22 protein-coding genes and 2 pseudogenes are annotated in these 18,686 nt (G+C 73.7%); 19 read left to right on the top strand and 5 right to left on the bottom strand.

Annotation, left to right across the window (positions count from 1 at the left end):
- Nucleotides 1–762: LLM class flavin-dependent oxidoreductase (locus E1294_RS44050; protein WP_132517415.1), on the bottom strand; the 762-nt coding region annotated here is incomplete at its 3' end.
- A 104-nt stretch (nucleotides 763–866) separates the two neighbouring features.
- Here E1294_RS44050 and E1294_RS44045 point away from each other — a divergent pair.
- Entirely contained in the window at nucleotides 867–1,313 is a 447-nt protein-coding gene (locus E1294_RS44045; RefSeq protein ID WP_132517413.1) for a MarR family winged helix-turn-helix transcriptional regulator, read from the top strand.
- Between the two features lie 9 nt (nucleotides 1,314–1,322).
- Here the strand turns inward: E1294_RS44045 and E1294_RS44040 are convergent, their stop codons facing one another.
- Nucleotides 1,323–2,183, bottom strand: a complete 861-nt coding sequence (locus E1294_RS44040) for an alpha/beta fold hydrolase (protein ID WP_132517411.1) — start codon at nucleotides 2,181–2,183, stop codon at nucleotides 1,323–1,325.
- Between the two features lie 138 nt (nucleotides 2,184–2,321).
- Here E1294_RS44040 and E1294_RS44035 point away from each other — a divergent pair, with 138 nt between their 5' ends.
- From E1294_RS44035 to E1294_RS44010, 7 genes are all read left to right on the top strand, one after another.
- A complete protein-coding gene (locus E1294_RS44035) occupies nucleotides 2,322–2,822 on the top strand; it encodes a hypothetical protein (protein WP_132517409.1) in 501 nt (166 codons plus the stop codon).
- 236 nt (nucleotides 2,823–3,058) lie between these two features.
- Entirely contained in the window at nucleotides 3,059–4,264 is a 1,206-nt protein-coding gene (locus tag E1294_RS44030; RefSeq protein WP_132517407.1) for an MFS transporter, read from the top strand.
- Entirely contained in the window at nucleotides 4,261–4,407 is a 147-nt protein-coding gene (locus tag E1294_RS53580; RefSeq protein ID WP_165977818.1) for a hypothetical protein, read from the top strand. Before E1294_RS44030 ends, E1294_RS53580 begins: the two co-directional genes overlap by 4 nt.
- A complete protein-coding gene (locus E1294_RS44025; RefSeq protein WP_246083708.1) occupies nucleotides 4,404–5,402 on the top strand; it encodes a small ribosomal subunit Rsm22 family protein in 999 nt (332 codons plus the stop codon). The genes E1294_RS53580 and E1294_RS44025 overlap by 4 nt, the downstream gene beginning before the upstream one ends.
- A 219-nt stretch (nucleotides 5,403–5,621) precedes the next feature.
- Entirely contained in the window at nucleotides 5,622–6,341 is a 720-nt protein-coding gene (gene uppS / locus E1294_RS44020; protein ID WP_132517419.1) for a polyprenyl diphosphate synthase, read from the top strand.
- A gap of 40 nt (nucleotides 6,342–6,381) precedes the next feature.
- The gene (locus E1294_RS44015; protein WP_132517405.1) at nucleotides 6,382–7,164 is read left to right on the top strand and encodes a GNAT family N-acetyltransferase; all 783 of its coding nucleotides are present in this window, start codon (nucleotides 6,382–6,384) and stop codon (nucleotides 7,162–7,164) included.
- Nucleotides 7,165–7,211: 47 nt separating this feature from the next.
- Nucleotides 7,212–8,093: a pentapeptide repeat-containing protein gene (locus tag E1294_RS44010; protein WP_132517403.1), complete on the top strand. Its 882-nt coding sequence runs from the start codon at nucleotides 7,212–7,214 to the stop codon at nucleotides 8,091–8,093.
- A gap of 112 nt (nucleotides 8,094–8,205) precedes the next feature.
- Here E1294_RS44010 and E1294_RS44005 read toward each other — a convergent pair whose 3' ends face one another.
- Nucleotides 8,206–8,454: a MarR family winged helix-turn-helix transcriptional regulator gene (locus E1294_RS44005; RefSeq protein WP_220448287.1), complete on the bottom strand. Its 249-nt coding sequence runs from the start codon at nucleotides 8,452–8,454 to the stop codon at nucleotides 8,206–8,208.
- A gap of 239 nt (nucleotides 8,455–8,693) precedes the next feature.
- Here E1294_RS44005 and E1294_RS58530 point away from each other — a divergent pair.
- From E1294_RS58530 to E1294_RS56640, 7 genes and pseudogenes are all read left to right on the top strand, one after another.
- Nucleotides 8,694–8,996, top strand: a pseudogene (locus tag E1294_RS58530) (EamA family transporter); the annotation flags it as partial.
- A 106-nt stretch (nucleotides 8,997–9,102) separates the two neighbouring features.
- On the top strand, nucleotides 9,103–9,498 hold the full coding sequence (locus E1294_RS56650) for an NAD(P)-dependent oxidoreductase (RefSeq protein ID WP_246083707.1): 396 nt from the start codon (nucleotides 9,103–9,105) through the stop codon (nucleotides 9,496–9,498).
- Between the two features lie 71 nt (nucleotides 9,499–9,569).
- On the top strand, nucleotides 9,570–10,433 hold the full coding sequence (locus E1294_RS56645; protein WP_132517417.1) for an SMP-30/gluconolactonase/LRE family protein: 864 nt from the start codon (nucleotides 9,570–9,572) through the stop codon (nucleotides 10,431–10,433).
- Nucleotides 10,434–10,506: 73 nt separating this feature from the next.
- Nucleotides 10,507–11,079 (top strand): TetR/AcrR family transcriptional regulator, encoded by a 573-nt coding sequence (locus E1294_RS43985; RefSeq protein WP_132517401.1) that lies wholly within the window; start codon nucleotides 10,507–10,509, stop codon nucleotides 11,077–11,079.
- A 31-nt stretch (nucleotides 11,080–11,110) separates the two neighbouring features.
- On the top strand, nucleotides 11,111–11,269 hold the full coding sequence (locus E1294_RS53575; RefSeq protein ID WP_165977817.1) for a hypothetical protein: 159 nt from the start codon (nucleotides 11,111–11,113) through the stop codon (nucleotides 11,267–11,269).
- 268 nt (nucleotides 11,270–11,537) lie between these two features.
- Complete coding sequence (locus tag E1294_RS43980; protein WP_132517399.1) at nucleotides 11,538–12,737, top strand: cytochrome P450 family protein; 1,200 nt, start codon at nucleotides 11,538–11,540, stop codon at nucleotides 12,735–12,737.
- A 42-nt stretch (nucleotides 12,738–12,779) separates the two neighbouring features.
- A pseudogene (locus tag E1294_RS56640) lies at nucleotides 12,780–13,035 on the top strand (ATP-dependent Clp protease ATP-binding subunit ClpX); the annotation flags it as partial.
- Nucleotides 13,036–13,168: 133 nt separating this feature from the next.
- Here the strand turns inward: E1294_RS56640 and E1294_RS43970 are convergent.
- Nucleotides 13,169–13,939 (bottom strand): NAD-dependent epimerase/dehydratase family protein, encoded by a 771-nt coding sequence (locus E1294_RS43970; protein ID WP_165977815.1) that lies wholly within the window; start codon nucleotides 13,937–13,939, stop codon nucleotides 13,169–13,171.
- Between the two features lie 224 nt (nucleotides 13,940–14,163).
- Between E1294_RS43970 and E1294_RS43965 the strand changes: the two genes are divergently transcribed.
- From E1294_RS43965 to E1294_RS43950, 4 genes are all read left to right on the top strand, one after another.
- Nucleotides 14,164–15,075 carry a HemK family protein methyltransferase gene (locus tag E1294_RS43965; RefSeq protein ID WP_132517393.1) on the top strand — a complete coding sequence of 304 codons (912 nt, stop codon included), beginning with the start codon at nucleotides 14,164–14,166 and terminating at the stop codon, nucleotides 15,073–15,075.
- Between the two features lie 269 nt (nucleotides 15,076–15,344).
- Nucleotides 15,345–15,578 carry a hypothetical protein gene (locus E1294_RS43960; protein ID WP_132517391.1) on the top strand — a complete coding sequence of 78 codons (234 nt, stop codon included), beginning with the start codon at nucleotides 15,345–15,347 and terminating at the stop codon, nucleotides 15,576–15,578.
- 178 nt (nucleotides 15,579–15,756) lie between these two features.
- On the top strand, nucleotides 15,757–16,884 hold the full coding sequence (locus E1294_RS43955; RefSeq protein WP_132517389.1) for an esterase-like activity of phytase family protein: 1,128 nt from the start codon (nucleotides 15,757–15,759) through the stop codon (nucleotides 16,882–16,884).
- Nucleotides 16,885–17,343: 459 nt separating this feature from the next.
- Nucleotides 17,344–18,198: a universal stress protein gene (locus E1294_RS43950; protein WP_132517387.1), complete on the top strand. Its 855-nt coding sequence runs from the start codon at nucleotides 17,344–17,346 to the stop codon at nucleotides 18,196–18,198.
- A gap of 146 nt (nucleotides 18,199–18,344) precedes the next feature.
- On the opposite strand, the gene E1294_RS43945 is transcribed toward E1294_RS43950, so the two are convergent.
- A partial coding sequence (locus E1294_RS43945; protein WP_132517385.1) for a pyridoxamine 5'-phosphate oxidase family protein occupies nucleotides 18,345–18,686 on the bottom strand: 342 nt, incomplete at its 5' end.

The following is an 18,686-nucleotide window of genomic DNA, read 5'->3' as shown; positions in this document are numbered from 1 at the left end:
GGTGAAGACGCTGATGCCGTGGGTGAGGGCGAGCTCGGCGAGCTGGGCGGGCGGGAGCTCCTCGCCGAGGTTGAGCAGGCGGCGGATGTCGCGGGGCGAGCGGCCGGCCTCCTCGGCGGCCTCGTCGATGACGGCGTTGCCATCGGCGATCTTGCCGGTGGTCTGGAGATGGGGGAGCGAGGGGAGCCAGCCGTCGGCCAGCCGGCCGGTGAGGCGGAGCATCCGGGGTTGGTACGCGCCGAGCCAGATGCCGATGTCGTGGGCCGGGCGCGGACCTCGCCGCAGTTCCTCGACCTGGTGACGCCGGCCGTCGAAGCGGATGGGGCCCGGGGCGTCGGTGTCCCAGGCCGCGCGGATGATCTGGATGCCCTCCTCCAGCGCGTCGACGGCCTGGCCGGGGGTCAGGCGGGGCGCGCCCATGGAGGCGATGGCGTCCCGGTGGCCGCCGGCGCCGAGGGCGAGCTCGAAGCGCCCGTGGCTGAGCAGGTCGAGGCTGGCGGCGGCCCGGGCGAGCATGGCCGGCGGGCGCAGCGGCAGCGGGTGCACGTTGCCGGCCAGGCGGATGGTGCCGGTGGCGGCGGCCACGTACGCGAGCAGCGTCCAGGAGTCGAGGAGGGCGGGCTGGTAGGGGTGGTCCTGGAAGGTGACCAGGTCGAGCCCGGCGCGCTCGGCCAGCTGGGCGGTGGCCACGACGGCGTCCGCGTGCTGGGCGTGCGGCACGATGTTGGCGCTGAAGAGCAGGTCGTGACCGTAGTCGGGCATGAGGCGGGCTCCCGGGACACTTGGTTGGGGTTGCGAACAGTTGGCTGTACGAAGCAAATTAGTTCGGATTGCCAACCATTGTCAATTAGACTCGTGCCGTGGTCATGACGAGACAGCCCGTGCTGCGGTTCACCGACGCGCTCGTGCGCCTGGCGCATCTGGTGCAGCAGGTGTTCGCCGAGGTCAGCAAGGAACACGACCTGACGCCGCAGCAGGCCCAGCTGCTGTGCCTGCTGGTGGACGGGCCCGTGGGAATGACAGACCTGACCCGCAGCCTCCATCTGGAGAAGTCGAGCCTGACTGGGCTAGTGGACCGGGCGGCCAGGCGCGGCCTGGTGGCGCGCACGCGCGACGCCCGCGACCGGCGGGCCTGCCGGATCGAGCTGAGCGGCGACGGCCGCCGGGTCGCGGTGCTCGCGCACGAGGAGGTCGCCCGGCGCCTGGAGGCGCTGGCGGCGGAGCTGCCGGAGGAGCACAAAGAACTGCTGGTCTCGGCCGTCGGCGGCATGGTGTCCGCACGCGGCCCTCAGGGCGGCGGCTCCGGCACGTGAACGGGCACGTCAGGTGAAGACCTCGGAGAGGAACGCCGTCAGGGCCGCGCTCACCTCCGCGGGCCGCTCCAGCGGGGCCAGGTGACCCGTGTCCGGCAGGTCGAGGCGGCGGGCCCCGGGGATGCCCGACGCGAGCAGGCCGGACACCTCCTGGATGCCGGGCACGTCCGACAGGCCGTTGACCACCAGGGTGGGCGCGGTGATCTCGGGCAGGCGGGTGGCCGCGGGCGGGTCGAGGTGGCGTTCGGCTGACCTGGGGCCGGTCCACGACCGTTCGAACACCAGCCGGCACATCTCCACCGCCGCCGCCCACACCTCGTCGGAGAGGGCATCACGGCCGCGGCCGGGGCCGGCGACCTGCCACAGCGTGTGAGCCTCGGCCATCGCGCGCACGTCGGCGGGGTCGACGTGGCCGGCGGCGCCGGCGCGGTAGCGGGCCAGCCGATCGGGCGGCACCGAGCTGTGCACGCGGTCGCGGGCCTGATCGAGCATCTCCTGCGGCCACCGGTGACCGGCCAGGCCCGAGCTGATCAGGGCGAGCGCGGCGACCCGCTCAGGGGCGGCGAGCGCGGCCTCCACGGCGTAAGCGCCGCCCATCGAGCAGCCGATCAGGGCCGCCCGCTCGATCTTCATGGCGTCCATGAGGGCGAGCAGGTCCTCGTAATGGCAGACCTCGCCCTCGGGGTCGCCGGACCGGCCGTAGCCGCGCCAGTCGTAGCGGATCACGCGGTGGCGCCGCGACAGCGCCGCGAACTGGTGGTCCCACATGCGCATGTCGGCCACCCCCGCGTGCGCCAGCACCACGGTGCCCGCCGGCTCCTCGGGGCCGGCTTCTTCGCAGGCGATCTCGACGCCGCCGATCGTCACCATGCCAGGGACGCTACCGCGGGACGGTTGGGGGAACGCGGACGTTCGCCGTGGGCGCAGCCGCGGAACGGCTCTGCAGGGGGAGGCCCATCCCCCTGGCGGGGGAGCACCGGCGGCGGCCCCGTCGGCAAAGTCGGTGCCATGAGAATCGTGATGGCGGGCATCGTATGGACGGGTCTGTACGTGGCGTCGAAGGTCGTCTACGCCCTGGAGGGCAAGCTGGGCTTCACCGGCGGGCCACGGGTTTCGCCGGACAGCTACCTCGCTTACGGGCCCGGCGAGGTGGCGCTGGCGCAGTGGGGCAACGTGGCGTCCGGGGTGGTGATCATGGCGATCCTGCTGGCGGGACGGATCCGGTTCACGCGGCGCCTGCCGTACCTGATGGTGCTCTGGGCGCACGGGCTCTTCACGGCGGTCGCCGCGGTGGGCGCGGTGGGGATGACGGGGGGAGCGCTGGTGACCGACCGCGGCGGAGCGGTCTTCGGCGCCTACTGCGCCGTGTGGGCGGTGCTGCTGTTCCTGGCCACGCGTGACGTACGCCGCGGGTACCACGCGCGGCGGCCGCTCGGCGGGCACCGGGCGAAAAGCGGTGGCCGCGTCCCGGCCCGCTGTCAGAAGATCGGAGACGTCCAGGAACGGTGACACCGGATGGAGAGGGGTCCGTATGCGCACCTGCATGGCCACCGCTGCCGCTTCAAGGCGAGGGCCCGTGACACCTCACTGACGGGGACCTGCTCATCGGACCGCCGCGCCGGCGGCGTGATGCGGCAGATCCCCCGCGGGCATAGGGCCGCCGGACCCACTCCGGCGCATGAGGCTCCTCGCCTGGAGCGGTCGCACGCGCACACGACCGTTCCCCTTCCTTCCGAGGAGCTCTTTTGCGTGCCCTCCCCTCCGCGCGTCTCGGCGCGGACTTCACCAGACTCTGGACCGCCTCCGCGGTCTCCAACATCGGCGACGGCATCACCACGGCCGCCGGGCCATTGCTCGTCGCCTCCCTCACGAACGACCCGGCGCTCGTCGCCGGCGCCGCCTTCGCCCAGCAACTGCCGTGGCTGCTCTTCGCGCTGATCAGCGGCGCGTACGCGGACCGGCTCGACCGGCGCAAGCTCATCGTCGCCGTCAACCTGCTGCGCGCCCTGGTGCTCGGCGCGCTGGCCGTCTCCGTGGCCACGGGCACGACCGGCATCCCCGTCATCTACCTGGCGTTCTTCCTGCTCGGCACGGGTGAGACGCTCGCCGACACGGCCACGGCGGCGATGGTGCCCGCCATCGTGGCGCCCGAGCGGCTCGCCGCCGCCAACGCCCGGCTGATGGCCACCTTCACCGTCGCCAACCAGTTCCTGGCCAAGCCCCTCGGCGCGGGGTTGTTCGCCGTCGCGGCGGCGTTGCCGTTCGGGGTGGACGCGGTGTCGTTCGCGGTCGCGGCCGCGCTGGTGGCCACCGTACGGCCGGTGCCCGCGCAGCCGCGGGACGACGACGGCGGGCTGCGCGCCGAGATCGCGGCCGGGCTGCGGTGGTTGTGGCGCCACCGCCTGATGCGCACGCTCGCGCTCAGCATGGGACTGGCCAACATCGTGTTCTGCGCGGCGTTCGCGGTCTTCGTGCTGTACGCGCGCCACCGGCTGCGGCTGGACGAGGTGGGCTACGGGCTGCTGCTCACCACGTTCGGCGTCGGCGGGCTGACCGGCACGGCGCTGGCGGTGCGGCTGCGGGCCAGGTTCGGGGCGACGGCCCTGCTGCGGGCCGGGCTGATGATCGAGGCCGGCACCCACGCCGCGCTGGCCGCCACGACCGTCCCGCTGGTCGCGGCCGCGGTGCTGGTCGTGTTCGGGATCCACACCATGGTGTGGGGCGTGGTCGCGACGACGCTGCGGCAGCAGGTCGTGCCCGCCCACTTGATGGGCCGGGTGATCGGGGCCGGCGCGCTGATCGACGTCGGGGGCGCGGCTCTCGGGTCGCTCCTGGGCGGGCTGCTGGCCCAGGCCACGACGATCACGGCGCCGTACTGGCTGGCCGCCGCCGTCATGGTGGCCATCGCCGCAGCCGCCTGGCGGCCGCTCGCCGAGGCGAGGACCCTGTGAGCGGGCCCGCACGCTCCGGCACACGAGTCCCGGCCGCGGTGTTCACCGTCGCCGGAGCGGTGATCCCGGTCGCGCTGTTCACCGTCGCCGGAGCGGTGATCGCGGTCGTGGCGTTCACGGTCGCCGGGGCGAGGGCGCGGTGAACGCGTCCGTGCTTCCCCGCGAGCTCAGAGCCGCGCTGGACCGGGAGCTCGCCCGTTACCCGGCGCACGACCTGGCGGACGCGGCGGCGCGGCTCACCGAGCGTTACCGCGCGGGCGCCGCCACCGGCGGCGTGCACCTGCGTGGCGAGGCCGACGTCGCCGCCTACGCCGCGGTTCGTATGCCCGCCACCTACGCCGCCACCGCCGCCGCCCTGCACCGGGCGGCGGTGCCGGGATTCCTGCCCCGCAGGCACCTCGACGCCGGCGGCGGCACCGGGGCGGCCATCTGGGCGGCGGCCACGACCTGGCCGTCCATCGAGGAGGTCACCGTCATCGAACGCGACCCGCACGCCATCGGCTGGGGCCGCCGCCTGGCCCGCGCCTCGCCGGCGCTGAGCGGAGCCACGTGGCGGCGGGCGTCCGTCCGGCCGGGTCTCGACCGGTCCGCGGCCGACCTGGTCACCATGACGTACGCCCTGGGCGAGCTCCCCCCGGAGGACCGCCCGCGGACCGTGCGCTGGCTGGCCGCGGACGCCACCATGGTGGTCGTCGTCGAGCCCCGCACGCCGGCCGGGTACGCCACCATCGCCACCGCCCGGGAGATCCTGGCCGGACGCGGCATGACCATCGTCGCCCCCTGCCCCCACGACGGTCCCTGCCCGATCCGGCGGGGCGAGGACTGGTGCCACTTCTCCGTCCGGTTGCCGAGGAGCGCGCTGCACCGCAAGGTCAAGGCGGGCACCCTCGGCTTCGAGGACGAGAGGTTCTCCTACGTGGCCGCCACGACATCGAGGTGGCCGCGGGCCGGCGCCAGGGTCCTGCGCCATCCGCGCAGGCGCAAGGGCATGGTGTCCCTGCGGGTGTGCGCGGACGAGGACGCGGTCCGCGACGTGACCGTGTCCAGACGGCAGGGCGGGCTCTACCGGCTGGCCAGGGACACCGGCTGGGGCGACGCCTGGCCGCGTACCGGTGAGGACGGAGGTGAGCCGCGCTAGGAGGCGGGGGAGCGGCGGGGCGGGAACCGCCGTTCCCCCGCCGCCCCCGCCCGCGCGTGACCGGCATCTACGCCGTCACCAACTCTGACAAGCTGGAGCGGATCGCCGACGGAAATCAGGAAAGATCCGATACCGGCCGTCCGGGCACGCCATCCTGGGAGGGTGCAGACGACTGACCTCCTTCACGCCTTTTACGCCCGGCGCCTGCGCCGGCAGGTCATGACCGGCCCGCTGCCCGGCCACGTCGGCCTGATCATGGACGGCAACCGGCGCTGGGCCAGGCAGAAGGGCCTGGCACATCCGGGCCTCGGCCACAAAGCCGGCGCCGAGCACATCGCCGACGTGCTGTCATGGTGCGAGGGGCTGGGCATCAAGCACCTGACCGTGTTCCTCTGCTCGACGGAGAACCTCCAGCGCCGCGGCGACGAGGAGGTGGCGTCGCTGCTGGGCGTGATCGAGCGCATGGTCGCCGACCGGCTCGACCGGCCCGACGCCCGCTGGCAGGTCCACGTCGCCGGGATGCTCGACATGCTGCCCGACACCACGGCCCGCGCGCTCAAGAGCGCCGTCGAGGCGACCCGCACGTGCGCCACCGGCTTCCACCTCACCCTGGCCATCGGGTACGGCGGCCGCCAGGAGGTCATCGACGCCCTGCGCGAGCTGCTGTACGAGCGGGCCGAGTCGGGGCAGTCCATGGTGGAGCTGGCCTCGACGCTGACCGTGGACGACATCGCCCCGCACCTGTACACCGCCGGGCAGCCCGACCCCGACCTCGTGATCCGCACCAGCGGCGAGCAGCGTATGTCGAACTTCCTGCTCTGGCAGTCGGCCTACTCCGAGCTGTACTTCTGCGAGGCGTACTGGCCCGCCTTCCGCGAGATCGACTTCCTGCGCGCGCTGCGGAGCTTCGCGGCGCGGCAACGGCGTTACGGCGGATAAACCGGTTGCCCGGCACGCGCGGGAATGCTGAGGTGTCCGGATGGATCGCGATGACGTGCTGGCCCTGTTCGACCGGCAACTGCGGAGAGAGGCCCGCCCCGACGGGCCGGGAACGCGGGTCGAGCGGGCGGGTGGCGTGGTGCGTCAGGCCGGCCCCGCGCACGGCTGGAACGGCGTGTTGTGGTCCGGCCTCGACGAGGGCGGCGCGGACGCGGCGATCGCCGGGCAGGTGCGGCACTTCGGGTCGCTGGGGTTGCCGTTCGAATGGAAGCTGTACGCTCACGACCACCCCGCCGACCTCGGCGACCGGCTGCTGGCGGCCGGGTTCACCGCCCAGCCCGAGGAGACGGTCATGGTGGCCGAGGCCGCCGCGATCGCGGCCGGGCCGCCCGCCACGCCGGAGGGCGTCCGCCTGGTCCCGGTGACCGGCGTGGACGGCGTGGAGCTCATGGCCGGCGTGCACGGGCGCGCGTTCGGCCTCGTCGAGGAGCGCCACGGCGACCACCTCAGGCGGCATCTCCTCGACCGGCTCGCGGCCGGCACACTCCACGCCGTGCTCGCCCTGGCCGGCGACGTGCCTGTCAGCGCGGCCCGGATGGACCTGTACCCCGGCACCGGCTTCGCCGGCCTGTGGGGCGGCGGCACCGTGCCCGGATGGCGCGGGCGGGGCGTCTACCGCGCGCTGGTCGCCTGGCGGGCCCGCGAGGCGGTCGCGCGCGGCCACTCCTACCTGCAGGTGGACGCGTCCAGCCAGAGCCGGCCCATCCTGGAGAGGCTCGGGTTCGTGCCGCTCACCACGACGACGCCGTACACACATCCCTGAGTAAGGTGGGTGGGCCGCACCCCGACACCCGTGAGGAGACCAGCACGTTGCCCGGAACGAACCCGCGCGAGCTCGGCCTGCTGGCCGACTGCGAGAGCTGCTTCGGGCTGTGCTGCGTGGCGCTGCCGTTCTCGGCCTCGGCCGACTTCGCCGCCGACAAGGACGCCGGGCAGCCCTGCCACCATCTGCGCGACGACTTCCGCTGCTCCATCCACGATCGGCTCAGGCAGAGCGGCTTCGCCGGGTGCACGGTCTTCGACTGCTTCGGGGCGGGGCAGAAGGTCTCGCAGGTCACGTTCGAGGGCACGAGCTGGCGGGAGGCGCCGGGCACGGCCCGGCGGATGTACTCCGTGTTCCCGGTCGTGCGGCAGCTGCACGAGCTGCTGTGGTATCTGGCGGAGGCGCTGGCGCTCGACGCCGCCCGGCCGGTGCACGCGGAGCTGGCCGAGGCCATCGCCGCGACCGAGCGCCTCACTCTGCGAAGCGCCGGTGAGCTGGAGAAGATCGACGTGGAGGCGGAGCGGGTGCGCGTCAACACGCTGCTGCTGCGGGTCAGCGAGCTGGTCAGGGCGGGGCGTGCCGGCAAGGATCACCGAGGAGCCGACCTGATCGGGGCCCGCCTGAGTGGCGCAGACCTGCGCGCGGCCAGCCTGCGTGGGGCGTACTTGATCGGGGCCGACCTGAGGGGAGCCGACCTGCGCCAGGCCGACCTCATCGGGGCCGATCTGCGCGGAGCCGACCTGTCGGGAGCCGACCTCGACGGCGCCCTCTTCCTCACCCAGCCCCAGCTCGACTCCGCCAGGGGTGACCGGGAGACCCGCCTTCCCGCCGCGCTCACCCGCCCGGCGCACTGGTCCGCCCCGCAGCGGCCGTCCCGGCCTCGCGCCGGGGGTGGACGAAGATCGCGCGGCGCCGGCCGCCGCCGCTGAACACCGCCGCTGAACCGGCGCGCCCCGCTCACGCGCGCCCGGTCGGTCGTCGGCACCCGCGGTCGCGCTGACGCGCCCGGCCCGTCACGCCCGGCAGGCGGCCCGCCGGCGCTCAGGTGGGGCCAGTCGTGTCGCCGAGGGATTCCAGCAGGGCGCGCAGCGTGTCGGCGAGGTCGTCGCGCCGCTCCTTCGGCAGCGCGGCGAGCACACGCTGCTCAGTCTCGATGTGGTGCGGCAGCACCTCGTCGATCAACGCGTGCCCCTCGTCCGTGAGGGTCACGTGGCTCCTCCTGGCGATCACCAGGCACCTGCCGAAGGGGATCTGGTGGTGGCGCTCGCTGGTGCTGGGGGCGCTGAACATCGGGGTGTTCTTCGCGCTGCTGTTCGTGGGCGCCTACCGGCTGCCCGGCGGGGTGGCCGCGACCGTCGGGGCCGTCCAGCCCGTTGTTCGTCGCGCTGCTGTCGGCCGGGCTGCTCGCCGAACGCCTGTCCCTGCGCACCGCGCTGGCGGGCGTGGCGGGGGTCGGCCTGCTCGTGCTGCGCGCCGACGCGCGCCTTGACGCGCTCGGCGTCGCCGCGGCCCTCGGCGGCGCCGCCGTCATGGCCACCGGAGTCGTGCTGAGCAAGCGGTGGCGGTCGCCCGCGCCGCTGCTGGCCACCACCGGCTGGCAACTCGTCGCCGGCGGCCTGCTGCTGCTTCCCGTGGCCCTGCTCGTCGAAGGGCCGCCGCCGGCCGTGCTCACGACCGCCAACCTCGCCGGGTGCGCCTATCTCGCCGTCATCGGCTCCGCCTTCGCCTACGCCCTGTGGTTCTGGGGCCTGGGACGGTTGTCGGCGACCGAGGTGACGTTCCTCGGCCTGCTCAGCCCCGTGGTCGCCACCGCGCTCGGCTGGCTGGTGCTCGGCCAGCGTCTCACCGCCGTCCAGGCGTTCGGCGCGGTCGTCGTCCTGGCCGCGCTCGTCGCCGCCCAGCGCCACCCGTCCCGCGCCCGGCCACGAGGACGACCTGGTGGCCACCGCCGAGTCCCTGCTGGCCGGGGTCTCGGCCACCGGTGTGCGGCTGCTGCTCGTCGGCGGCGCGGCCGGGCTGACCGTGCCCGGCACCGGAGGGCTCACCGTCGTCGACGCCCCGGACTTCCCGCCGTCCGCGCGGCCCATCGCGCTGGCCTGCGACGCCCAGCTCGCCACCTGCCGTGCGGCGTCGCGCGCCGACTGGACCTACCTCAGCCCGCCGGCGCTGCTGAAGCCGGGCGAGCGCACCGGCCGCTACCGGCTCGGTGCCGACGAGCTGCTGGTCGACGCGGCCGGCCGGTCGGTGATCTCCCTGGAGGACCTCGCCGTGGCGCTCCTCGACGAGGCCGAGCGCCCCCGGCATCGCCGGTGCAGGTTCACGGTGGCGTACTGACGCCGTGGCCTTGTGGCGGGCCGCCGTTAGAGTCGTGGACCACGCCCCCCGATCGCGCTGAGGAGAGCCGCATGACCATCGCCGCGTACACCGTGACCGACCCTATCGCCGAGCACGGCGAGGGGCCCGTGTGGTCCAGCCGCTGGGGCGGGCTGCGCTGGGTCGACATGCTCGCCGGTGACGTGCTCGCGCTGGACGCCGACGGAGGAGTGCGCCGCCGGCACGCCGGGGCGCTCGCCGCCGTCGTGCGGCCCCGCGTCTCCGGGGGCTACGTGGTCGCGGCGGAGCGCGAGCTGCTCCTGTCCGACTCCGACGACCTCGACGCCCCGCTGCGTTCCCTGGGCGAGGCGTGGACCGACCCCGCCATCCGGATGAACGAGGGCGGCTGCGACCCCGACGGCCGCTTCTACATCGGCAGCATGGCCTACGACGCCACCCCGGGGCGCGGCTCGTTCTACGTGGCCGGGCCGGGCGGGGAGCTGCGCGTGGTGCTGCCCGAGGTGACGATCTCCAACGGGTTCGACTTCAGTCCCGACGGGAGCCTGGCCTACTACGCCGACACCGGGACCGGCCGCGTGGACGTGCTCGACTACACCACGGACGGCGGATTGAGCGGGCGGCGGCCGTTCGCCGTCATCGACCCGGCCCAGGGCGCGCCCGACGGGCTGACCGTGGACGCCGAGGGCGGGGTGTGGGTGGCGCTCTGGCAGGGCGGAGCCGTGCACAGGTATGACGCGGGCGGCCGGCTCGACGCGGTCATCACCCTGCCCGTACGCAAGGTCACGGCGGTGGCGTTCGGCGGCGACGGCCTCGACCGGCTGTTCATCACGACCTCCGCGCTCGACGTCGACCGGGGTGAGCAGCCCGCCGCGGGCGCCCTCTTCGCCGCCGACCCCGGTGTGCGCGGCCGCCCGGTCCTGCCCACCGTCCTCTGATCCTCCGGCTTGCGTACCGTCCCTCTCTAGGCTAAAAGCTAGGAAGCACGGGTCAACGGAGGAGAGGTGGCCCATGGCGCGTGCCGGACTGACCGCTGACCGGGTGACGGAGGCGGCGGCCGACCTGGCCGACGTGGTCGGGTTCGACCACATCACGCTGGCCGCGCTGGCGCGCGGCTTCGGCGTCGCCGACGCGAGCCTCTACTCCCACGTCAAGAACATGCGCGACCTGCGCACCCGCGTGGCGGTGCGCGCCGCGGTCGAGCTCGCCGACCGCCTCGCGACGGCCACGGCGGGCCGAGCGGGCAGGGAGTCGCTGGCCGGGTTCGCCAACGCGTGGCGCGACTTCGCGCGCGAGTTCCCCGGCCGTTACCAGGCCACCCAGATGGCCCTGGACCCCGAGGCCGTCGCCGGCTCCGCGGGCCACCAGCGGATCATGGCCATCACGTACGCCCACCTGAGCGCGTACGGGCTGCCGGAGCCCGACCTGACCGACGCCATCCGCCTGTTGCGCAGCACATACCAGGGGTTCTTCGCCATCGAGGCGAGCAGCGGGTTCGGCCATCCGCGCGACCTCCAGGCCTCATGGTCGAAGATCCTCGACGCGCTCGACAGCGCGCTCACCCACTGGCAGGTGTCCTCGTGAGGGGACCTCTCGGCCGCCGGGCGGCGCCTGCATGTGCGCCGACCCGGACTGTTCGCTCTACGTACGCGACAGGAAGCGCACCGAGCTCGGCACCCGGTTCGAGTCGCTGACGGCCGGGGGGCGCATCGCGCGGGACGGCGCCGACCTGGACGCCTTCCTCGCCGAGGTGCTGGACGGCAGCATGTCGTGACGTTGGCGGGGGCGGCGTCCAGCTCTCGCCGGCGGACGGGAAGGGCCGCCCGCGGCCTCGGCCGGCTTCCCATCGCGGCCACCGTCGCCACATGAGCGGGCGGTGCGCGGTGAGGCGCCGGCGTGAACGTCGCCCATGGCTTGGACCGCACGTTCGTGCCCTCCGGTTCCCTCGGCGAACGAGTTTCCCTCACGTTGCCGCGCGCCCTCTCATCAAGATACCGTCACCATCCAGATGTTGTCATCATGTGAATGGACGTGGAGTGGCGATGACCGAAGTCCCCCAGATCGACCTGACCGATCCCGCGGTGCTGGGAAACCCGCTCACCGCGTTCTCCCCGGTACGCGAGGAGTCGCCCGTGGTGCGGCTGGCCGCGCCCGGGTTCGGCCCGTTCCGGGCCGTGACGCGGCACGCGGAGGCCAGGGCGATGCTCAGCGACCCGCGCCTGGGGACCAGCGCGGACAGTTACCTGCAGTTCGACGTGCCCGAGCACTGCCGGCCGTACATGCGGACCATGTCCGTGCTGAACGGCGCCGAGCACTCCCGGCTGCGCCGGCTGGTCGCGCCCGCGTTCACGCCGCGCAAGGCCGCCGCGTTCGGGCCGCGCATGGAGCGGATCGCCGGCCGCCTCCTCGACGAGCTGGCCGGGCACGCCGCGAAGGCCGAGGACGGCGCCGCCGACCTGCTGGCGCACTTCGCGCGGCCTCTGCCGATCGAGGTGATCTGCGAGCTGGTCGGGATCCCCGCCGCCGACCGCCCCCGCTGGCGTGAGTACGGCGCCGCCGTCGCCGCCGGGCACGGCCAGGGCCTGCGGGACGCCATCCCGGGCATCATGGAGGGCGCCACGGCGGCCGTCGCCCGGGGCATCGCCGAGCCCGGCGACGACCTGGTCTCCGACCTCGCCCGCGTCATGGAGGAGGACGGCGACCGGCTCAGCGAGGTCGAGCTGGCCACCATGGTCTGGCAGCTGGTCCTGGCCGGCCAGACGCCTGCCAACCTCATCGCCAACGCCGTGGTCACCCTGCTCGGCCACCCCGAGCAGCTCGCCGCCCTGCGCGCCGAGCCGGACCTCATGCCGCGCGCCGTCGAAGAGCTGATGCGCTGGTGCGGCCCGCAGCTGCTGACGATCCCGCGCTTTCCCACCGAGGACGTCGAGATCGGCGGCGTGCTCATCCCCAAGGGAGAGCCCGTCACCGCCGCGATCGCCGCCGTCAACCGGGACCCGCGCGTGTTCGACGATCCCGGCACGTTCGACATCCGGCGGGAGCCGTCCGGTCACCTCGGGTTCGCGCGCGGCCCGCACTTCTGCATCGGCGCCTCGCTGGCCCGGGTGCAGACGGGCGCCGCGCTCGGCGCGCTGCTGCGCAGCTTCCCCGACCTGGCGCTCGCCGGCGACGCCGCGTACACCCCGGATCCGGGGACGCTGCGTCTGGCGTCCCTGCCCGTGACGCTGCGCCCGAACGGCTGACGCGCCCGATGACCCGCACGGGCGGGCGCGACAACCCGCCAGTACGTGATCGGCCAGGAACCGGCCAAGAAGGCGCTCGCGGTCGCGGTGTGCAACCACGACGCACGCCTGCGCGCCCGCCGGGGCGGAGCCCGTCGAGCTCGGCAAGTCCGACGTGCTGCCGGCCGGCCTCACTGGCAGCGGTAGGAGGTACGTGGTGCGCACGCGCGCGCGAATGCTCGACGTACCCTCCGCGATCGTCGACGCCACCGCGCTCACCGAGGCCGGCCACGTCGGAGAAGACGTCGAGAACGTGCTGTACGACGTGCCGAGCCGGGACGACGTGGCCCGCGTGGTCACCCGCGACACGGTGCTCGCCAACGTCAGCCCGGCCCTCGTGCCGTGCGCCCACCACGGCGGCGAACGGCGCGAGAAGTCTGGCTAATCCCGGTTCAGGCCTGTGCGGGCGGGTTGTCCGCGCCGTCGAAGATGCGGCAGATCATCACCGTGGGCGGCCCGGCGGTCTCAGCGTACGGCTCGCTGTCGTCGCGCGGCTCGTAGCCGAGCTTCCTGGCCGAGGCGAGGTCCCAGTGCCGCCGGGTGTTGGCGGACATGCCGAAGTGCACGCTCCACCCGGGGCCGGCCGTCAGCGCCGCCAGCAGCAGCGCGCCCACGTCGCGGCCGGACAACCACATGCCCAGGTACCTCGCCTCGTCCAGCGGGTAGCCGGTCGAGCCGAGCCGCAGGCAGACCACGGAAGCGCCGGTCAGCTCCGCGTGCAGCCGGCCGAGGTTCTCCGTGATGACCTTGCTGAGCCCGTACGCGCAACAGGGCCGCGGTTCCCACGCCGGGTCCACCGGACGGTGCTCCGGCCGGTTGTACTCGCCCATGGCGTGCACCGTGCTGGCCAGCACCACCCGCGGCACGCCCTGTCCGGCGGCGGCGTCGAGTACGCGGCGGGTGAGCGCCACGTTGGCGCGGTAGACCTCCTCCCACTTCGCGTGCGGCCTGGGGTCGCCCGCGAGGTGGACCAGCCCGGACGCCCCGGCCAGTGCCCGCTCGGCCACCCCTGGCTCGGCCAGGTCGGCCACCATGGACTCCTCGCCGGGCAGGGGCGTCCCGGCCACCCGGTCGACGACACGCAACCGGTGCTCCGCCAGCAGCGCGGACCGCACCAGGCCGCCCACACGCCCGAAGCCACCAGTGATCACTACAGGTCCCATGCCGTGTCCTTGTTCCGCTCCCCATCTCGAATCTAGGCCGATGATCGGGGGACGGACAGGACCTTTGCGACAGGGATCTGCTAGCGTGACCATCCCCGAACGGACCGGCCAGGGAGGTGAGACCCATTACCGCTGTGACAGGCTGGGTGCTCCCCTTCTCGGCCAGGCGGACCACCGGGATCAGGTGACCGCGGGAGCGCCCATCGGCATCCCGGAAGGCTTCCATGTCTGTGTTCTCGTCACCCGTCCAGACCGCTGAGATCGTCACGAGGCTGCGCGCCGCAGGCTGCGTGTTCGCCGAGGACGAGGCGGAATTGCTCGTCTCCACCGCGTCCACCCCCGAGGCACTGGCCGCCATGGTCGCCAGGAGGGTCGCCGGCGTGCCGCTCGAACACGTGCTGGGCTGGGCGGAGTTCTGCGGCCTGCGCGTCGTCGTCGAGCCGGGGGTGTTCGTGCCCCGGCCGCGCACGGAGTTCCTCGTCCGCCGGGCCGTCGCACTGGCCTGCGCGGCCGGCGGCTCTCCCGTGGTCCTCGACCTGTGCTGCGGCACGGGCGCGATGGGGGCGGCACTGATCGCCGGGCTCGGCGGCACCGGAGGAGACGGCGCCGAGGGGAGCGGTGCTGGGGAAGGTGGCGCCAGGGGAGGCGGCGTCGGGCGGAACGGTGCTGGGGAAGGTGGCATCGGAGGAGACGGCGCTCAAGGAGGCAGGGCGGAGCTGCACGCCGCCGACCTCGACCCGGTCGCCGTGCGCTGTGCCCGGCGCAACCTCCCGGGCGCGCACGTCTACGAGGGCGACCTGTTCGAGCCGCTGCCCTCCTCGCTGCGCGGCCGGGTCGGCCTCCTCATCGTCAGCCCGCCGTACGTGCCGTCGGGGTCGATCGGCCTGCTGCCGTCCGAGGCCCGGCTGCACGAGCCTCTGATGGCGCTAGACGGAGGCGGCGACGGGCTGGACGTCGCCCGGCGGGTGATCGCCGAGGCGCCGCAGTGGCTCGCGCCGGGCGGCCACCTGCTGATCGAGACCAGCGAACGCCAGGCGGAGGCCACCGCCGCGGCCGTGGCAGGCGCCGGGCTGCGCGCCCGCGCCGAGCGCTCGGAGGAACTGGACGCCACCGCCGTCATCGGCACCCGCTCCTAACGACCGGCGACAGCGACCTGTGTAGCGACCAGCGACCAACGACAGCGACCGTGACCCGGGGATCGTGAGCGGGCAACCGTGACGGGGGACCGTGACCGTGACCGTGACAGGGGATCGTGACCGGGACCGGGAGCGGGGCCGATGACCGTGACCGTGGATCGTGACGTGGACCAGGACCGGGACCGGGGGCCGGTGATCGTGACCGGCGGTGGCATGGTCGGCGGCGTGGGAGGGTGGTGCGCCTGCCGGTCGGGGCGTGGATGGGCTTGGTGAGGAGCGACGCCAACGGGTCGGTGACCGCCGTCTCGAGCGCCGTTCTGCCGGATGGCGGGCTGCAGGCACAGATCGTGGTGCCCGGGCCCGCACAGGGAATCGGTCGCGCGGCCGGGGCCGGGGCCGGCGCGGGGGTGGAGGTGGACGGCGACGCCGGCGTGCTGGACGCCCCGGCTGTGGCGCCCCGCGACGGCACCCGGCATCTCATCACGCTTTCCGATATTTCCTAATTCACAAGAAAAGTCGGGACGCGGGCGCTGGAAAGAGGGGATTCCCTATTTTCTGGTGCGACGTGCAAGTTTGGCGTCCGTGGACTTCTCTGGTGATCCGCGATTTCATGTCCTGCGTCGATTTCGCTCGACGGCCGATGGAATCACGGGGGATCATATGGGTCGTTCGCGGAAACTAATGGAAATAACCATCGCGTTCGCGATGGTGGTGAGCGCCGCACCGCCTGCGGCAGCCGGGAGCGCGCCGCCGGAGTCCGTCCGGATCACGCGCTTCCTGGGCGAGCAGCGGGTGCCGCATCTGATGCAGTTCGCGGGAACCACCGTGGGCGGTCTGTCCGGCATCGACCGCGACCCCCGCACCGACACGTGGTATTTCGTCTCCGACGACCGCTGGCGCTACAACCCCGCCCGCTTCTACACCGGGCGGCTCGACATCGACCGCCGGTCGGGGGCGTTCCACGGGGTTCGCCTGACGGGGGTCACGACGATGCTCCGGGCCGATGGGACACCATATCCGGCCTACGGCAGGCCGGCGTCGGCCGATCCGGAATCCATCAGGTACGACCGGTGGAGCCGGCGGCTGCTCTGGGGAGACGAAGGGGACCGACCGGACACTCGAAATCCCGATATTCCGGTTTCGTCCCCGGCGGTGCGCTCGATGGACCTCCGAGGCCGCCACACGAGCGCTCTGCCACTGCCGGGCAACCTGCAACTCACGACCACGGAGACCGGGCCGCGGCGCAATTCCGGTTTCGAAGGCCTGGCCGTATCCAGGCGTACGATCACCGCCGTGACCGAAGGCCCGCGCTACGAGGACGGGCAGCCGCCGACGGCCGAGCGCGGCGCGCCCGCGCGGCTGACCGTGTGGAGCCGCCAGGGCACCCTGAGAGGGCAGTACGTCTACCCGCTCGACCCGCTGCCCGCCGCGCCCGTCCCGGCCACGGGGCAGTCGGACACCGGCGTGTCCGAGCTGCTGCCCGTCGACGAGTCCCGCTACCTGGCGCTGGAGCGCTCCTGGGTCGAGGGCACCGGCTACCGCGCGAAGCTCTACGAGATCGACCTGCGCGGCGCCACCAACGTGCTGAACACCGCCGCACTGGCGAGCGGGGGCCCATACCGCGCGGTGACCAAGCGCCTGGTCTTCGACCTCGGCACCTTCCGGCCCCCGGTGCAGAACTGGGAGAGCCTGGCCTGGGGGCCGCGCCTGACCGGCGGCGAGTGCACGCTCGTGATCGGCTCCGACGACAACTTCGACGAGCGCGAGTCGACCAACTTCCTGGTGTTCGGCGCGACAGGCTGCCGCTGACCCACGCGAGGCCGGCGCGTCCCGCCGACCGCCCTGGTCCGCACGGCTGAGCCGCCCTCTGAGCGTGGGAGGGGCGGCTCAGCCATCCGGGACGGCGACCGTGTGGCGCCAAGACCGGGCGCCAAGACCGGGCGTGAGTCTGGGAATCGAGTCCGGAATCCAGACCGGGTGCCAAGATCGGGTATGAGTTCGGGAATCGAGTCCGGAATCCAGAGCGGGCGCCAAGACCGGGCACGAGTCCCGGCGCCAAGACCGGGAACCGAGACCGGGAACCAAAGCTGAGGCGTCTGGACCGGGTACCGAGAGCGCACTCATGAACCGTCGTGCCCGTGGCACGATCGCGGACCATGAGCTGGTCCGTGCTCAGCCCGCCGCGGGAGGCTGCCGAGGTGGATGACCTCCTGCTCCGGGGTAGCTGTGCGGGACAGGGACAGGGACAGGCCCGACGGGAGGGCGGCGATGAGCGGACCGATCGTGGTCGGGATCGACGGGGCGGACCGGGCCTGGACCGCGCTGACGTGGGCCGCGGACGACGCCGCGCGGCGCGGGCGGTCGCTGCGGATCGTGCACGTACGCGAGCCGTGGCAGCCCGAGCGGCCGCTGGCGGGCACGCGCCTGACACTGAGCGAGCGCTGCGAGGCGCTGCTGTCGGACGCCGTCGAGAGGGTACGCGCCGTAGCACCCGAGGTGGAGACGACGGCCGTGCTGATCACCGGCGCGGTGGTCGAGCGGCTGCGCGCCGAGGGCGCCGACGCCGACAGCCTGCTGCTGGGCAGCAGGGGACGGGGCGCGATCTCCGGGCTGATGCTGGGCTCCACCGGGTTCGCGCTGGCCGGGCACGTACGCTGCCCCGTGGTGATCGTGCACGAGCCGCCTGAGCCGGAACGCGGCGAGGTCGTGGTGGGGTACGACGGCTCCGCGGACGCGGACGCGGCCCTGGCGTACGCGCTGGAGCAGGCGAACGCGCGGGGCGCGCGGGTCCGGGTCGTGTACGGCCGCCAGGTGTCCGTGCTGGCGCCCCACCCCGTGGGGTACGGGCCGCTGCCGGGGGCCGGGTTCGGCCAGGAACTGACGGCGGCGATGGCGCCGTGGCGGGAGACGTACCCGGACGTGCCGATCGAGGACTCCTTCGTCGACCGGCACCCGGTTCCTGCGCTGGTGCGCGCCTCCAGCGGCGCCGACCTGGCGGTGGTCGGGTCGCGCGGGTTGAGCAGGCTCACCGCGACGGTGCTCGGCACGGTGAGCCACGGCGTGCTCCAGCGGGCCCACTGCCCGGTCGCCGTCGTGCGCGCCCCCTGGCGTCCGTCGTCATGACCCCCCGATCGTCGTGGTGCCTGACCGTGGTGGCGCCTGACCGTGATGGTGCTCGAATGGGGTGGCCTGAACCTTGTGGCGCCCGGCGGGCAGGCCCGCCAAAGAGAACCTGGTGCGAACGGGCGGCTTCGTGACCGCCGCCGTGGCTACATGCCGTGGATGCGGCGGCCGGTGATCTGCTGCGGGGTGATGCGGACGTAGAGCAGCCGCTCGCCGCCCGCCCACGGGATGACACCGGAGCCTGCCGCGTCCGCCATCTCCTCGGCCGGCACGTGATGGGCGGGCCCCTGCACCAGGACGCTCCAGCCCTCGCGGTTGACCTCGTCGATCCGGTCGATCTGGAAGGCGATCACGATGTCGACCCCCTTCACGCCGCTGCGCAGGTCCTCGTCCATGGCGCCGCCGGCCGCGGTGCGGAAGACGATGTCGCCGTTGTGCAGCTTGTAGTTGACGGGCAGCACGGTCGGCCCGTGCGAGCCGCTGAACGC

This window comes from Nonomuraea diastatica, assembly GCF_004349015.1.
Lineage (GTDB): Bacteria > Actinomycetota > Actinomycetes > Streptosporangiales > Streptosporangiaceae > Nonomuraea > Nonomuraea diastatica.
This window is presented reverse-complemented; position numbering and strand designations above follow the sequence as displayed.

Coding starts and splice junctions, on each gene's coding strand:
- E1294_RS44045 (WP_132517413.1), top strand. CDS start 867: ATGACGAGACAGCCCGTGCTGCGGTTCACCGACGCGCTCGTGCGCCTG.
- E1294_RS44040 (WP_132517411.1), bottom strand. CDS start 2,183: ATGGTGACGATCGGCGGCGTCGAGATCGCCTGCGAAGAAGCCGGCCCC.
- E1294_RS44035 (WP_132517409.1), top strand. CDS start 2,322: ATGAGAATCGTGATGGCGGGCATCGTATGGACGGGTCTGTACGTGGCG.
- uppS (WP_132517419.1), top strand. CDS start 5,622: ATGACCGGCCCGCTGCCCGGCCACGTCGGCCTGATCATGGACGGCAAC.
- E1294_RS44015 (WP_132517405.1), top strand. CDS start 6,382: ATGGATCGCGATGACGTGCTGGCCCTGTTCGACCGGCAACTGCGGAGA.
- E1294_RS44005 (WP_220448287.1), bottom strand. CDS start 8,454: ATGTTCAGCGCCCCCAGCACCAGCGAGCGCCACCACCAGATCCCCTTC.
- E1294_RS56645 (WP_132517417.1), top strand. CDS start 9,570: ATGACCATCGCCGCGTACACCGTGACCGACCCTATCGCCGAGCACGGC.
- E1294_RS43985 (WP_132517401.1), top strand. CDS start 10,507: ATGGCGCGTGCCGGACTGACCGCTGACCGGGTGACGGAGGCGGCGGCC.
- E1294_RS53575 (WP_165977817.1), top strand. CDS start 11,111: ATGTGCGCCGACCCGGACTGTTCGCTCTACGTACGCGACAGGAAGCGC.
- E1294_RS43980 (WP_132517399.1), top strand. CDS start 11,538: ATGACCGAAGTCCCCCAGATCGACCTGACCGATCCCGCGGTGCTGGGA.
- E1294_RS43970 (WP_165977815.1), bottom strand. CDS start 13,939: ATGGGACCTGTAGTGATCACTGGTGGCTTCGGGCGTGTGGGCGGCCTG.
- E1294_RS43965 (WP_132517393.1), top strand. CDS start 14,164: ATGTCTGTGTTCTCGTCACCCGTCCAGACCGCTGAGATCGTCACGAGG.
- E1294_RS43955 (WP_132517389.1), top strand. CDS start 15,757: ATGGAAATAACCATCGCGTTCGCGATGGTGGTGAGCGCCGCACCGCCT.
- E1294_RS43950 (WP_132517387.1), top strand. CDS start 17,344: ATGAGCGGACCGATCGTGGTCGGGATCGACGGGGCGGACCGGGCCTGG.